Annotated in this window: 12 protein-coding genes and 1 tRNA gene; 7 read left to right on the top strand and 6 right to left on the bottom strand. The window is 71.1% G+C overall.

The window, feature by feature from the left end:
• Nucleotides 1–175: 175 nt before the first annotated feature.
• Nucleotides 176–700: an HAD domain-containing protein gene (locus tag QQM72_RS25490; protein ID WP_314223179.1), complete on the top strand. Its 525-nt coding sequence runs from the start codon at nt 176–178 to the stop codon at nt 698–700.
• A 240-nt stretch (nt 701–940) separates the two neighbouring features.
• On the opposite strand, the gene QQM72_RS25485 is transcribed toward QQM72_RS25490, so the two are convergent.
• From QQM72_RS25485 to QQM72_RS25470, 4 genes are all read right to left on the bottom strand, one after another.
• Nucleotides 941–2,359, bottom strand: a complete 1,419-nt coding sequence (locus QQM72_RS25485; RefSeq protein WP_314223178.1) for a TQXA domain-containing protein — start codon at nt 2,357–2,359, stop codon at nt 941–943.
• A gap of 368 nt (nt 2,360–2,727) precedes the next feature.
• On the bottom strand, nt 2,728–3,216 hold the full coding sequence (locus QQM72_RS25480) for a single-stranded DNA-binding protein (RefSeq protein WP_314223177.1): 489 nt from the start codon (nt 3,214–3,216) through the stop codon (nt 2,728–2,730).
• Between the two features lie 368 nt (nt 3,217–3,584).
• Nucleotides 3,585–5,777 carry a YfjP family GTPase gene (locus tag QQM72_RS25475; RefSeq protein ID WP_314223176.1) on the bottom strand — a complete coding sequence of 731 codons (2,193 nt, stop codon included), beginning with the start codon at nt 5,775–5,777 and terminating at the stop codon, nt 3,585–3,587.
• Between the two features lie 3 nt (nt 5,778–5,780).
• Nucleotides 5,781–7,388, bottom strand: a complete 1,608-nt coding sequence (locus QQM72_RS25470) for a dynamin family protein (RefSeq protein WP_314223175.1) — start codon at nt 7,386–7,388, stop codon at nt 5,781–5,783.
• Nucleotides 7,389–7,709: 321 nt separating this feature from the next.
• Between QQM72_RS25470 and QQM72_RS25465 the strand changes: the two genes are divergently transcribed.
• Nucleotides 7,710–7,782: transfer RNA gene (locus QQM72_RS25465), tRNA-Arg, on the top strand.
• 369 nt (nt 7,783–8,151) lie between these two features.
• Here the strand turns inward: QQM72_RS25465 and QQM72_RS25460 are convergent.
• Nucleotides 8,152–8,943, bottom strand: coding sequence for a 4'-phosphopantetheinyl transferase family protein (locus QQM72_RS25460; RefSeq protein ID WP_314223174.1), 792 nt, complete (start codon nt 8,941–8,943; stop codon nt 8,152–8,154).
• 77 nt (nt 8,944–9,020) lie between these two features.
• Here QQM72_RS25460 and QQM72_RS25455 point away from each other — a divergent pair, with 77 nt between their 5' ends.
• Nucleotides 9,021–9,737: an alpha/beta fold hydrolase gene (locus QQM72_RS25455; RefSeq protein ID WP_314223173.1), complete on the top strand. Its 717-nt coding sequence runs from the start codon at nt 9,021–9,023 to the stop codon at nt 9,735–9,737.
• Between the two features lie 192 nt (nt 9,738–9,929).
• Here QQM72_RS25455 and QQM72_RS25450 read toward each other — a convergent pair whose 3' ends face one another.
• Nucleotides 9,930–10,310 carry an S-adenosylmethionine decarboxylase family protein gene (locus QQM72_RS25450; protein WP_020132946.1) on the bottom strand — a complete coding sequence of 127 codons (381 nt, stop codon included), beginning with the start codon at nt 10,308–10,310 and terminating at the stop codon, nt 9,930–9,932.
• 515 nt (nt 10,311–10,825) lie between these two features.
• Here QQM72_RS25450 and QQM72_RS25445 point away from each other — a divergent pair.
• The 4 genes from QQM72_RS25445 to QQM72_RS25430 all read left to right on the top strand — a co-directional run bounded on the left by QQM72_RS25445 (nt 10,826) and on the right by QQM72_RS25430 (nt 14,497).
• A complete protein-coding gene (locus QQM72_RS25445; protein ID WP_314223172.1) occupies nt 10,826–12,652 on the top strand; it encodes a GNAT family N-acetyltransferase in 1,827 nt (608 codons plus the stop codon).
• A complete protein-coding gene (locus QQM72_RS25440; protein WP_314223171.1) occupies nt 12,649–13,782 on the top strand; it encodes an HAD-IIIC family phosphatase in 1,134 nt (377 codons plus the stop codon). The genes QQM72_RS25445 and QQM72_RS25440 overlap by 4 nt, the downstream gene beginning before the upstream one ends.
• Nucleotides 13,779–14,057 (top strand): acyl carrier protein, encoded by a 279-nt coding sequence (locus QQM72_RS25435; protein WP_314223170.1) that lies wholly within the window; start codon nt 13,779–13,781, stop codon nt 14,055–14,057. Before QQM72_RS25440 ends, QQM72_RS25435 begins: the two co-directional genes overlap by 4 nt.
• A gap of 140 nt (nt 14,058–14,197) precedes the next feature.
• A complete protein-coding gene (locus tag QQM72_RS25430) occupies nt 14,198–14,497 on the top strand; it encodes a chaplin (RefSeq protein WP_314223168.1) in 300 nt (99 codons plus the stop codon).
• The last annotated feature ends 140 nt before the right edge of the window (nt 14,498–14,637 follow it).

Genomic DNA, 14,637 nt, shown 5'->3' with positions numbered 1-14,637 from the left:
CTGGGTGTTAACCCATTCGGCCGGGGAGCTGTGAGCTGGGCTTTCGTCGGAGACGGCCGTGGCCGACCTGTCACTGCCGGTCGCCGCCGAGCACCCTCGGGGGACCTCGGACGGCCCAGAGACGGCCGAGCCCGAGGGCGCCGCTCCCCTCACCTGGCGGGGCTATCGTGCGCCTGTGACACGCGCAGCAGAGCGTCCTCTCCTCTTCCTCGACGTCGATGGTCCACTCATCCCGTTCGGGACGTTGCCCGGCCACCCACAGGCCGCCACTACCGGGGTCCCGACGCCTGCCGATCAGGGGAACCCACTGCTGGAGCGGCTTGACCCCGGGATCGGGGCGCGCCTCCTGGCCCTGGGCTGCGACCTCGTATGGGCCACGACCTGGATGGAGAAGGCGAACGAGGTGGTCGCCCCACGGATCGGACTTCCGACCCTGCCTGTGGCGGATTGGCCGGACACCACCGCGGACACCGAGCCGGACCCCCGCGGCCTGCACTGGAAGACCCGCAGCCTCGTCGAGTACGCCGACGGCCGGCCATTCATCTGGGTCGACGACGAGATCAGCTCCATGGACCGCCTCTGGGTCGCTGCCCAACACCCCGGGCCGTCGCTGCTCCGTCGCGCAGAAGCGGCCCGGGGCCTCACAGACGCGGACTTCTCCGCGATCACCGATTGGCTCGGCGTCGTCGCGCCGAGATGAACACGGCTCCTCGCCGGTGCGCCTCTCGCCGGTGCTGATCCGTGAGCATCCGTGCTCGTGAGCCGTCGCCTGCCGGCGTTGTCGCGCAGTTGGACACTCACCCGGCACGACCTGGGCCCCCGGCCAGAGCGGTGTGGGGACGTTCACCCGTGGGCAGCCTCTGTCAGCTTTGATGATGCCCCTGCACCTGCACCTGTGCCTGTGCCTGTGCCTGTGTCTGCCGCTGCCCGCCGACTCCGCTCAGTGTCGGGGCTCGTTCTCCTTGCGGCCCACGAGCAGGAGGGCCGCTCCGCCGATGACCACCAGGCCGATGGCAGTGCCGGCGATCAGCGGGGTGGCGCTGGTGCCGCCCGTCGCGGCGAGGTTGGTGTCGTCGGCGGTGGAGGTGCCGCCCACGGTGGCCGGGCTCGGTTCGCTGAGGGTCTGGGTGGTCAGGCCGGCGGTCTCGGCGGCCTGGGTCTCGCAGTCCAGGACACCGGTGAAGCGGCTCTCGACGCCTTGCGGGCCGTTGATCGTGAAGGCGTAGGCCTGGTCCTCCTGGAGCGGGATCGTCACCGTCTGGGACGCACCGGCCGGGATGGTGTACTCGGTCTCCATCAGCTCGAAGGTGAAGACCTGGTCACCCTGGTTGACGGCAGTGATGTCCACGCCGGTCTTCGCGCAGTTCTTCGCCGCGGACAGTGCCGGTATGGCGCCCTGCTTCGCCCAGGTCGCGCTCGCCGTCGCCGACACCGTCGACTCGCTGGAGCCGGCCAGGATCTGGGTCTGGCTGCGGCTCTCGGAGGTGAAGGCGCGGCCGACCGGGACGGTGGTCGAGGCCTGGACGGTCAGCTCGGCCGAGCCGTCGGCCGAATCCGCCGGCACGTCGAAGAACAGCTGACTGCCGTCCGTCACCGACGTGACCACCTTGCCGTCCTCGCCGACGATCCGTACGCCACTGGTGGCGGCGTCCAGCGGAGGCGTCACCGTCACGCCGCTCGCGTTGGTGTGCACGGTCACCGGACCGAGGAGTTCGCCGGGGTGACCGGAGACGGCGGGCGCCTCCAGGGTCAGCGACGCCTCGGGCTCCGCCACGGCGCGGGCGGCTTTCTGCAGGTAGTCCGCGAGCCGCTCGGCCTGCGCGTCGACGGCGTCGACGTCCGCGCCGTCCGAGTAGCGCCAGATGGCCACCTGGGTGCCGGTGGCGGCGTCCTGTTCGGTGAGACCGCCGTCGATGCCGGCCTTGTCCGCGAGCGAGGCCAGGTCGTTCACCTGGGGGTAGGAGTGCTGAAGGATCCAACGGATGCGGCCCGCGTCCTTGTTGGCGCCCAGCGAGGTGCCGCTCCAGGGCGTCTCCTGGTACTTGGCGTCCTTCTGCGTGGGGTTGTAGAGGTCGACGCAGTAGGTCTGCAAGGTGCCGCCGCCCTCGACGGACATCTCGAACAGGCCGGCCGAGACCTCCTGGTCGCCGCCGTCGACGTGGATCACCGCGGTGCCGTAGGTCTTGAGGCCGCCTATCGTCGCGGTGGCCCCGCCCTGACTCTGTGTCACCTCGGCGGCGGCGGCCGTGCCCGCGCCGACGATCGCGCCGACCGCGAAGAGGCCGGATGCCAACGCCGCCGCGGCGAGGCGGACCGCCGCTCGCCCGCGTACGAGCGGCGCGGAGAACGAACAAATCACACAATTCCCCTTCGAGCAGGACCCGTTGATGTGGGGGGTACGGGTCCCACCAGCAGAATCAGAAGCCCCGTGAGCCACGTCCGGCATCCTAGAGAGGTCGCACAGCGCGCTTCCCGGTCATCCCACCGGATCACCGATCCGACTCGGAATCGTTATCCCCAAGATCGCCCAGAAGTCGAGCTTGTCGACAAATCCGCTTGGTTGCTCGAACCGCATGCGTCGATAAGCCGCAGTTCGGTCAGCGTCGGCACGGCAGGGGCGCTGACAATCCGTCACCGATCCGTCGCATGAAGGCGCATCCTCGCTTCCTCCCACACCGCACCGCACCGCACTACGCCGCACCCCGCCGCACCGTCCTGCCCCTCAGCTCATGTCACCGCCGCCGGCTCACGCCGTCGGCGCTGCGGGGTGTCGGGCTCCGGCTCGGTGGCATCGGCGGACGGTGTCTCCCAGTCGGGCTCGGGCCGCGCCGGTGCGCCGACGGCCATCGGCTCGGGTCGGCCCGACCGCCGGAAGGCGGAGGTGCCCCGCGAGATGTCGTGGCCGATCGCCACGGCGTCGATGTCCGCCGACGTCCAGCTCTGCTGTCCCTCGCGCGACTCCGTACGCACCCTCAGCCTGCCCTGCACCATCACCGGGTCGCCGACGTTCAGCGAGGCCGCCGCGTTGGCGGCCAGTTGCCGATTGGCCCACACCGTGAAGAAGTTGGTGTGCCCGTCGGTCCAGCTGCCCTTCTCGCGGTCCCAGTAGCGCGAGGTCACCGCCAGCCGGAACCTTGCCGACGCCCCCGCCGCCAGGTCCCGGTAGACCGGCTGCGTCGCCACGTTGCCGACCGCGCAGACCATCGTCTCGTTCATCGTGAACCCCTCCTCGCCGGACGGTCGCACCGCCCGGATACACGTACGGGCCCGTCCCGCACGGCTGCGTCAGCCGTGACAGCCGCGGCCTTTTCACCGCGTACCGTCACCGCCCTCACGGCGACCGCATCCGTCGCGATCACCGTGAAGCCAGACTGCCTCCGTCGGACCGGGCCCGCCGAGCGCTGTGGACCACTCACCGCCTGTGGAAAACTCCACCACCCGGACGAGTGATCCACGCGCCCCACCCTGTGGATCACCCGACTCGGATCACCTCATGCGGATCACCTCATGCGGATCACTCCATGTGGATCACCCTCCGCGGATCACCCCTCGCGGGTGCCTCCTCGTGGATCACCCACGGCACCTCACCGAGCGGCGGCCCCCACCCCCGTGACCCGCCCGTACTGCTCCCGGACCTCCCGGTACCGCAGCAGTTCCGCGGCGACGGGATCCAGTACCCGGGCCCGGCCGCAGCCGGCCGCCGCCTCCCGCAACCGACGCTCCGCGTCCTGCCCGTACCGCCTGGCCGGCCCCCGTGCCGCCAGTCGGCAGCTCCACTCGACGAGCGGGCCGCCGATGATGCCCGTCACCATCAGCAGCACCGGAACCCCAAGGTTCGGCGCCATCACCCCGACGATCTGTCCGAGCAGCCACAGCCCGCCGACCACCTGGAGCAGGGTCATGCACGCCTGTGCCAGCACGGCCACCGGCCACCAGCCCGGCCGCGGCGGCCGCCCCGATGGCAGCCCGGCCCGAGCCGCCAGTTGGTCCAACGCCTCGGGCAGCCCCTGTGCGCCGCGGACGGCCGCCTCCCGCACGGCCTGCGCCCACGGCATGGGCAGACCCGCCGAGGCCCGCTCGGACACCGTGCGCACCGCCTGCTCGACGCGTTGCCGTGCTGTGGCCTCCTCGTCGGCCGGGGCACGGACCGGCAGCCGTCCGGTGGGAGGGTCGCGCCGGTCCTGCTGCCACCGCCACAGCCGCAGCCACGGCGTTCCGCATGCCCGGCCCGCGTTGCGCAGCCAGGCGCGTTCGGCGGCCTCGCCCGCGGCGGTGGCGCCCACGGCGTCCGCCAGGCGGTCCGCGAACTCGTCCCGCGCCTCCTCGGTGAGCCCGGTGCGCCGCCCGGTGGCGTAGACGGGCCGCAGCCGCCATGCGGCGGCGTCCACATCGGCGGCGATCCGCCGTGCCGCGGCACCGCGCTCCGTGACGAACTGGCCGAGCACTTCGCGCAGTTCTCCGATGCCGTCGCCGGTCAGCGCGGACAGGGCGAGCACGGTGGCGCCCGGTTCGCCGTACTCGCCGAGGGCGACGCCGTCCTCGTCGAGCAGGCGTCGCAGGTCGTCCAGGACCAGCTCGGCGGCCTCGCCGGGGAGCCGGTCCACCTGGTTGAGGACGATGAACATGATCTCCGCGTGGCCCGCCATGGGCCGCAGGTAGCGCTCGTGGAGGATGGCGTCGGCGTACTTCTCGGGGTCGACGACCCAGATGACGGCGTCGACGAGTGCCAGAACGCGGTCGACCTGCTCGCGGTGCTGCACGGCCGCCGAGTCGTGGTCGGGCAGGTCGATCAGGACGAGCCCGCGCAGCTGCGCCTCGGCGTCCTGACTCTGGACCGGCCGCCTGCGCAGTCGGCCCGGGATGCCCAGTCGGTCGATGAGGGTCGACGAGCCGTCGCTCCAACTGCACGCGATGGGTGCGGAGGTGGTCGGGCGGCGTACGCCCGTCTCCGAGATGTTCACTCCGGCGAGGGCGTTGAACAGCTGCGACTTGCCGCTCCCGGTGGCGCCCGCGATGGCGACGACGGTGTGCTGACCGGAGAGCCTGCGCCGGGCCGCCGCCTCGTCGAGCACCCGGCCGGCCTCGGCGAGGGTCCGGCTGTCGAGCCGCGTGCGGGACAACCCCACGAGTTCACGCAGCGCGTCGAGCCGGGACCGCAGGGGGGCGTCGTACGTGAGCGGGGTCGACGGCAGGGCGCTCCCGCCGCCACCGCCGACCCGTGTCTCCATGACGGCGGCCTGCTCGGCGGCTGCGGCCTCGCTCACGCGGCGGGCGATGAGCCCGTCGTCCCAGGCCCCGGCGGAGTCCGTACCCGGTTCGTCATCTGATTCCGCACCTGGTTCCGCACCTGATTCCACACCCTGGTCAGGCCTGGGTTCCGAACGGAGTTCCCTGCGGGAGGGCGTGTGCGGGCCGGCGCCGGGGGCCGTGCGAGGGGTGGTGACCCCGTCGGCGTCGGACACGCGCGCGTGGACGGCCGCCTCCTGCGCACGGGGTTCCTGCGCGGAATCCCTCACGGGCAGCTTCGCGGGCACCTTCGCGAGTTTCTCCGCCCTACCACCGTCCTCCGCGCCCGCGCGGTCCTGCGCCTGCTCCTGCTCTCCGGCTCCCGGGTTATCCCCGGTCCCCGGGCTGCTGCTTTTGCTGTCCTTACCGCTCCTGTGGTCGCTGCCGATCCGGTCGTTGTCGGCCCGGTCGTTGTCGGCCCGACCGTTGTCAGTACGGCCCTTGTCAGTACGGCCGTTGTCCGTGTGGTCCTGGTCAGTGACGGCGGTCACCGGTCACCTCTCCTTCTGAAGTACGGACAGCGCGGCGATGAGTTCGGCCTGGGGTTCGGGGTGGACTTCGAGTCCGTCGAGGGGCGCGAGGCGCCGTTCGCGTTCGGTGTGCAGCACGCGGTCGAGGTGTTCGGTGAGCAGCCGTCCGGCCCGGTCGCGCAGCCGCAGGGCCCCGTGGGCCCCGATCCGTTCGGCGAGCCCCTCTCCGGCCGAACGCGCCCTGCGGCCGCCCAGCAGGGCGGTGGCGACGAGGGCGGCGACCGACTCCGGGTCCGGCGCGACACCGCGTTCGAGGCCGCGGACCTCGTCCTCGGCGTACTCCTCGAGCTCGCGCCTCCAGCGTCGTACGGCCAGGCCGATCCGGTGCTCGGCGCTCTCCTGCGAGGCGTCCCCGTCCGTCAGCTCCGGTGCGTCCGAGGCCGGTTCGCGCCGCCAGGCATCGTCGACGCGCTCGTCGGCGGCGGTGACGGCGCACAGCAGGAGGGCACCGAGGCTCTCCACCAGTGCGTCGAGGAGTTCACCGGCGGTGCAGTCCAGAGGGAAGGCCCGCCAGCGTTTGAGCGCGTCGCCTGCGAGCACGGCACCGCTCTGCAGACGGCCCCGCACGCGCGTGTACTCGGTGTCGTACGCCGTGTCGACGGCCGAGGTGAGGCGCAGCGCGGCGGCGTACTGCGAGGCGGCGGCGCCCGCCAGTTCGGGCATCCGGGCGTTGAGGGAGTCGAGGACGCCCCTGGCCGTGCGGGCCAGGGCGTGGCGGCGGGAGCCGGGGTCCTGGACGTGGTGGACGAGCCAGTTCCGCAGCGGCGCCACGGCGGTGGCCGGGAGAAGCCCGCCGCCCCACGCGGACTCGGGCAGTTCGGGCACCGTGAAGCGCGGTACGTCGCCCAGCCCGGCCTTGGTGAGCAGCGCGCCGTACTGCCGGGACACCTCGGAGACGAGCTGGTGGGGTACGCGGTCGAGGACCGTCACGAGCATGGCGTCGTACTCCTTGGCGGTGCGGAGCAGGTGCCAGGGCACGGCGTCGGCGTATCGGGCGGCGGTCGTGACCATCACCCAGATGTCGGCGGCGCAGATCAGTTCGGCGGCGAGCACGCGATTGTCGGCGACGAGCGAGTCGATGTCGGGTGCGTCCAGGAGCGCGAGGCCCGGTGGGAGGGTGTCTGCGGTCTCGATCCGCAACGCGTGTCTGCTGTCCTCGCCGGGCAGCAACAGGTCGTCCGCGGAATCCTGATGGGGCGCCCACACGCGTGTGAGCCGCGGCAGTACCCGCATGCCGCTGAACCAGTGATGGTCCTCCGGATGGCATACGAGGACCGGAGTCCGTGTCGTCGGCCGCAACACGCCCGCCTCGCTGACGCGCTGGCCCACCAGGGAGTTGACGAGGGTCGACTTACCGGCGCCGGTGGAGCCGCCCACGACGACCAGCATCGGCGCGTCGGGCTGCTTGAGCCGGGGCACCAGATAGTCGTCGAGCTGGGCGAGCAGTTCGTCGCGATTGGCACGCGCGCGTGGGGCCCCCGCCAGGGGAAGCGGGAAGCGTGCGGCGGCGACACGGTCGCGCAGGGCGGAAAGTGCGTCGAGCAGCTGAGGCCGTACGTCCAAGGTCACCACATGCGAAGAATGCCCAATTTTAGGGGATTTATGAAGCATATAGGCATGTCTGCGCGCCGATAGGACACAAGGGACGGAAGGTACGACTGGGACAGAGGCACAGCGCAGGCATAACGAGTGCACAACACCCGTGGCCCGGGACGCGAAAAGCGATGCACGATTCGCACCTGCCTGCGATTATCAGGACCGCTTCACTGAACCTCCACATTGAGCCACGGAGGCGAAGCAACCGGGACAAGGAACCGGGAGCCCTATCCTTGTCCCCGGCAACGTCACGGATCAGCCCACACCCGGGCAGCACGTACGAGGCCACCACACCCGGCCCCCGTAGCTCAGTGGATAGAGCAGGCGCCTTCTAAGCGCTTGGCCGCAGGTTCGAGTCCTGCCGGGGGCGCAAGTCTCCGCCCTCCCTTCGGGAGGGCATTTTTGCTGTTCAGAGCACGTTTCACACGACACGGCGAAGCCCCGGACGCTCCCCCCTACGATCATGGGGAGGTTCCGGGGCTGTCCGGCCGTCACCGGGATTTCGCGGGTGGCCCTGTCGAATGCGTGTCGAAATTCTTGGCGCGAAGCCGCAGCCCGCGTCCGCGGCCCGGCAGGATCCCCCGCGTCCTCCAGGCGTCTTTTCAAGTCAGGCAGCTTCCCCTCGCCGCACCGTGCGCAAGTGGCCGGCAGCACCAGCACACCGTTTCCCGCCCGTTCGGCCACCTGGGCGGGTGGGATGGATCTCCCCGGTGTCGGTCGGTTCGGTTCGGTTCCGAGATCAATGGTCGTACTCGGCCAGCGGCTCCGAGCCGTCGTGCACGGTGACCCGCACCCCGCCGGCCTCTCCTCGCCCCTTCCCCGCCGCGCCCCCGGCGACCACCACCGCCACCGCCGCGGGGTGCATGCCGTCGACGACCGTGTCCGCCAAGCTCACGCGGGGCCGGGTGGCGAGGCGGTCGGGCCAGGCGAGGACCTCCGGTGGTTGCTCGGGCCCGGATACCTCCAGCTCGCGCAGGGGCACCCCCAGCCCCACGCCGAGCGCTTTGAGTACGGCTTCCTTGCGCGTCCAGACACGCAGGAAGGCGGGCTGCCGTTCTGCTGCCGGGCGGGCGTACAGCGCGGCGAGTTCCACGTCGGACAGGGCGACGCGGGCGGCGGAGTCGATGTCCATGTCACCGTGGGACTCCTCGACGTCGAGACCCACCTCCCCGCCCCGGCAGACAGCCACGCCGACGAGCGCGCCGCTGTGGGTGACGGAGAAGGTGACGGAGCAGCCGTAGGCCGGAAGGGTCCCCGAAGGGCCGTCCGGCGGAGGTGCCAGGTGGACCTTGCCGTGCGGTCCGCCGCAGCGTGGACACACGCGGCGCAGGGGGACGTCCGCCGGGGGCAGCCCGAGGAGTTCGCCCAGGACCAGGCGGCTGAGGGCGCAGCCGACCAGGAACCGACCCCTGCCCCCGGGGTCGACGGTCGACTCGTACCGGACGCGTTCCACGGGATCGAGGAGTGCCCGCAGGCCCATCCGGGCGTCCTCCAGACGGGCCCACCACACCTGCACCGGGTGTCCTGTCACAGCGCCTCGTCCTGGTTCGATGATCAGCCCACGCCACTACACTCCTGCTCACACCACACCACACGAGGGGCAGCCGCATGCGACTGCACACACAGGAGTGGGGAACGGGCGAGCGCGTCGCCGTCCTCGTCCACGGCATCATGTCCGACCACCGCACGTGGCACGAGCTGGTCCCGGTCCTGACCGGACGGGGCTACCGCGTCCTCGCCGTGGATCTGCGCGGGCACGGCGTCAGCGCGCGCGGGGAGTACGAGCCCCGGCTCTTCGCCGAGGATCTCCTAGAGACGCTGCCGCACGCCCCGGAAGTGGCGCTGGGCCATTCGCTGGGCGCGCTGGCCCTGGCCCTCGCGGTGGCGGAGCTGCAACCGGCTCGCGCCGTCTACTCGGAACCGGCCTGGCAGCTCGCCGGGGCCCACGGGTCCCTGGACCCGGCCCTCTTCACGCTCTTCAAGCGCTCGTCCCGCGCTCTGGCCGCGCTCTCGCGCCCGCCGCTCGACGGGGAACCGGACGAGCGACTCGAGAAGCGGGTGGCGGCCGAGCAGCAGGCCCTCGACCGCTGGGACGAGAAAACGGCACTCGCGCTCTCCTCCCACCGGCACATCGACCACACGCCGGAGAAGGCTCTGGTGCCCTCGCTCGTCCAGACCTCGGACCCGAGCATGCTCGTCAGTGCGGAGATGCGGGCGGAACTGGTGCGGCGCGGTTTCGAGGTGCGTACGGTGCCCGACGCACCGCACGCGATCCACCGGGACCGGTTCGACGCTTTCGTCGAGTCGCTGTCGGGGTGGCTGTGAGACGTGGCTGTGAGACCTGCGGCAGCTGAGCAGGTCGCAGAGCAGTTCAGTGAACCAGTCGAATCAGTCAGTCGAATCAGTCAGTCGAATCAGTCGGGCCAGTCGTGCCAGACGGATCAGTCGGGCCGGTTGCAGCACTCGGCCCGGCCGAACGCGCCGAACCGGCCGCACCCGTCGACCCGTCGAACCAGGTCAGTGAACCGCTCGCAGCATGCGCGTCACGTTGATCCGCGTCGGCGAAAGGCCGACCTCCACGCTCTGCATCATCCGCTCGCCGTTGAGTCGGCCATAGGCGAGCAGGTCGACGTTGGCCAGGCTGAATTCGGGCCAGGTGTGAATGCTCAGGTGCGAAGCGGAAAGCAGGAGAATCGCGGTGACGGCGCCGTTCGGGAAAACGTGCGACGCCTCGCCGAGAACCGTGGCGTTTCCCTTTTCGGCGGCCGTGCGCAGTACCTGGAGGAGGCGCTCCTCGTCGGTCAGGATACTGTGATCGCTCACCCATACATCGACGGCATAAGAGCACAGATCGTCGACGTTTATACCCTCGGTGGCGAGGTTGGCGGAGTTGGTCATGGGGAACCGGGGGTGACGAACCGCTGCCCCCGTCTCCTTTCACATAGATCTGCGCTGGTCCGCGCGGCCAAAGGGGAAGGTCGCGAGGCCGGTAAGCGGCGCTCGCCGGTACCCAGCGTAGCATCCGGGGCGCTCCAGGGCTCGCGCGTGCACCACGTCAAGAGGGGAGGAGGGAGTTCGGGGAATTCGTCCGAAAACCCACCGCGCACCTTCCGGAAACACCACCGCACGCCTTACGGAAACATTTCTCCAGACCTTGCCGTGAAAATCAGGGTGGCGCAGCGAAAAGAATTCCATACAGAACATGCACAGTCGTCACGGAATTCCCCGTCGCCCGCTCGAATCCCGATCGGATTCCGCATCGATTCCCGCCCTGTTCCCGGCCGCCCCAGTGGGTCCGTGGGCCTGCGTACCAGCCCGTATACTCGATAGTCCCGGAATCCATCAATCAGCTTGCCTGGAGCAGCATTGTGACGAACGCGCGTCGGCACCCTCGGAGCACCACTGCGGATTCCGTGCTCACGGAAGTCGCCGAAGCCGTCCGGCTCCAGGAGGGCCCGCCCGGAGTCCGGTCCGTCCTGCGTGCGCTGCGCCGTCTGGCGCCCGCGTCCACGAAGGACCTCAGCCGCGCGACCGGGCTGCCCGTCCCGATCGTGGCCGCCCTCGGGAACGAACTGCGCCGCCGGGGATTCGTCACCACGCAGCGTCCGTCCCGGCTGACCGAGGCCGGTCTGGACCTCGTCGCCCAGCTCGGCATGGACCTGATCCTCGACGCCACCTGCACCACCTGTGACGGGCGCGAGCTCGTGATCCCGGACGTCCTGGACGAAGCCGTGCGGCGGCTGCGTGCCCTCATGGAGTCGGGTCCCGCCGCGGACATGGCGATCGACCAGTCGCACTGCACGGCCGAGACCAAGGTGCGCCGGGTGCTCGCGCTGCTCACGGCGGGCGCGCTGCCCGGCGGCTCCCTGCTGCTGATCGGCGACGACGACCTGGTGTCCCTCGCCGTCGCCGTGGTGGGCGACGTGCTCGGCGGTCCGATCGTCGAGCAGGTGACCGTCGTGGACATCTCCCCGGAGATCCTCGACTACATCAAGAAGGTGTCGGCCGGCCTCGGTACCCGTATCGAGACCGTCCAGCACGACCTGCGCCTGCCGCTGCCCGCCGAGCTCCACGAGCAGCACGACGTGGCCATGACGGACCCGCCTTACACCGCCGAAGGCGCCCGGCTCTTCCTCTCCCGTGCCGTGGAAGGACTGCGGCCCGGACCCTCGCACAGCATCTTCTTCTCGTTCGGCGGCAAGAGCCCGGACGAGATGCTGGAGGTACAGCGGGAGATCATGGGGCTGGGCCTGGTCACCAACGGTTTCGTCCGCAACTTCAACGAGTACGAGGGCAGCGGCATCCTCGGCGGTGTCGGCTTCTTCCAGCACCTGCTCACGACCACCTCGACGGCCCCCTCCCACGCGGGCGAGTTCAGCGGTCCCCTCTACACGGGTGACAAGCGGACCCGGCAGCGCGAGTACACGTGCGTGGCGTGCGACGCCCGGCTCCGCGTCGGGCCCGGCGCCCGCTGGACCTCGGTCGCCGCCCTGCGCGAGGAGGGCTGCCCGAACTGCGGCAAGGGCCCCTTCCGCCCCGGCCGCCTGGTCCCGGCGGAGGATCCGGCGCCCCCGGCCGAGCAGCCTCCCGCCCCGGTCCAGCCCCTCGTCCAAGCCTCCGTGCGGGTCCCTGTCCAGGCCCCCGTCCAGCAGGCAGCGCCCACCCCCGCTCCGGCTCCGGCCGCTCCCGTCGGACGCGCCCACGGCTGGCGTCCGCCGGCCGAGCAGGACCGTGCCGCCCTCGCCGAGCGGGCCCGGCCGTACGTCACCCGCCAGGCAGACGAGCGCGATCTGCCGGCCATCGGGAGGTTCGAGGCCGAGATCGCCCGTGTCTCCTTCGGCGAGGACGCCATCGACGACCCCGCGCGGTGGGAGTCCCGCCTCGGCCGTGCCATGGAGAAGTCGAAGGAGGGCATGATCGTCGCCGACGGGCCGGGCGAGGAGCCCGTGGGCTGGTGCTGGGTGAGCATCAACCAGAACGCGATGACCGGCGACCGATACGCCAACTTCCGTTCCCTGGCGGTGTCCCCGGTGGACAACCGCAGCGACGTCGCCGAACTCCTCCTCACCGCAGGTCTGGAGTTCTGCCTCGCCCGCGGCATCACCGAGGTCGTCGGCCGGGTGCACGTGGGCAACGTCCCGATGCGCACGGTCTACCGCAAGTTCGGCTTCGACCCCACCAGCCTGTCGATGAAACTGTTCCTCCCCGAGGGCGAGCCGGAGGGAGACAGCGCCCGATGAGCGTCACGGACGACTTCGATCCCGACGGCGTCAAGTGCGTCGTGTGGGATCTCGACGGCACCCTGTGGGACGAGATCGCCGTCGAGTCGGCCACCGACGACCTGCCCACGCCCCGCCCCGCGGCGCTCGCCGCGATCGACGCCCTTGCGGCCCGCGGTGTGCTCAGCAGCATCGCGAGCCGCAGCGCGCCCTCGGTGCTCGACCGGCTGGACGCCGTGCCGGAGGTGCGGGAGCGCTTCCTGGCCCCGCAGGTGTCCTGGCAGGACAAGAGCGAGTCGCTGCGCAGGATCGCGAAGGACCTCGGCATCGCGGTGGACGCCCTGGTCCTGGTCGACGACTCCCCGTACGAGCGCGCCGAGGTCGAGGCCCTCCTGCCGGACGTACGCACCCTCGCGCCCGAGGACGTGCCCGCGCTGCTGGCCGCGTTCGAGGGCCGGGAGGTCACCGCCGAGTCCCGCGAACGCGTGCGCCGCTACCGCACGGAGGAGACCCGCAGGGCCGAGGGCGAACGCTTCGCGGGCTCGCGCGAGGAGTTCCTGCGCTGGTGCGACATGCGCCTCACCGTCGGCGTCGCCACGGCCGACGAGATCCCGCGCGCGCTGGAACTCGCCGCCCGTACCCACCGGCTGAACTCCTCCGGGCTCACCCCCGACCGCCTGCGCGAGCTGGCCGCCTCGGACGGACACGACCTGTACACCGCCCGCATGACGGACCGTTTCGGCGACTACGGCATCATCGGCGCCGCCCTCGTCGACCGCACGCACCGCGCCGACGGCGGTGCACCCGCCGCCTGGTCCGTCCCGCTGCTCGCGCTCTCCTGCCGGGTGGCCGGCCGGGGCGCGGCGGCGGCCTTCCTGTTCCGGCTGATGGAGCGGGCCCGCGAGGCCGGCGCCGAGGAGTTCCGGGTGACCCTGCGCCCGACGGACGCCAACCTGGAGATGCGCATCCTGCTCCGCCAGGCAGGCCTGCGCCGCACGGACGCCACCGCCACCCCCACCAGCCCTGCCGCCACTGCCACCGCCACCGCCACCGCTGCGGATTCGGCGGTCCTGGGCAGAACACTCCAGGGCGACCTGCCCGGGTCACCCGTGTGGCTGCGGGTATCCGACCGAGAGGACACCGAAGCGTGACTGACATCCAAGAGCGGGCCGCGGTGGAACGGGAGCTCCGTTCACTGATCGCCGAGGCGGCCCGTCTGGACGAGGCGTCGGTCGCGGAACTCCCCGCCGACACCGACCTGTTCGGCCCGGAGATCGGCCTCACCTCACTGGCCGGCGTCACCCTGCTGGGCACGGTCGACAAGCGCTACGGCGTGGACGTGGCCGCGCTGGATCTGAGCCTGGACAGCCTGCAGTCCATCGCCACCCTGACCGACTTCGTCGCGGCACATCTCCAGTCGCACTAGCCACCCGACTGTACGACCGTCCTGTTCAAAAAGGGTGATCCGTCCGAACGCACCGTGACTCGCTCACGGTGCCGGCGTTGAACGGGGAGTGCGGCGGCGTCCCCTGCCACCGCACGAACCGATTCCCTAAGGAGAACGTGATGTCTCGCATCGCGAAGGTGGCCGCTGTTGCCCTCGGCACCAGCGCCGTGGTGGTCAGCGGAGCCGGCCTGGCCATGGCGGACGCGGGTGCGCAGGGCGCGGCCGTGGGTTCGCCGGGTGTCCTGTCGGGCAACGTCGTCCAGGTTCCGGTCAACATCCCGGTCAACCTCTGCGGCAACAGCATCAGCGTCGTCGGCCTGCTGAACCCGGCCTTCGGCAACACCTGCGCCAACGTCAGCGACCACCACAAGGGTGGCGACAAGCACCACGACAAGCACAGCGGCGGTTACGGCGGCTGAGCTTCACCCCGTACGTCCCGGACGTACACCCCGGTCGTACCTCGCGTACGTACCACCAGGAGAGCCCCGGCACCTCGAGCGCCGGGGCTCTCCCCCTGTCCGCGGGCGGTTCACCACGACCGGCTCACCTACGGGCTCGC

The organism is Streptomyces zaehneri, assembly GCF_032248645.1.
Taxonomy (GTDB): Bacteria; Actinomycetota; Actinomycetes; order Streptomycetales; family Streptomycetaceae; genus Streptomyces; species Streptomyces coriariae.
This window is presented reverse-complemented; position numbering and strand designations above follow the sequence as displayed.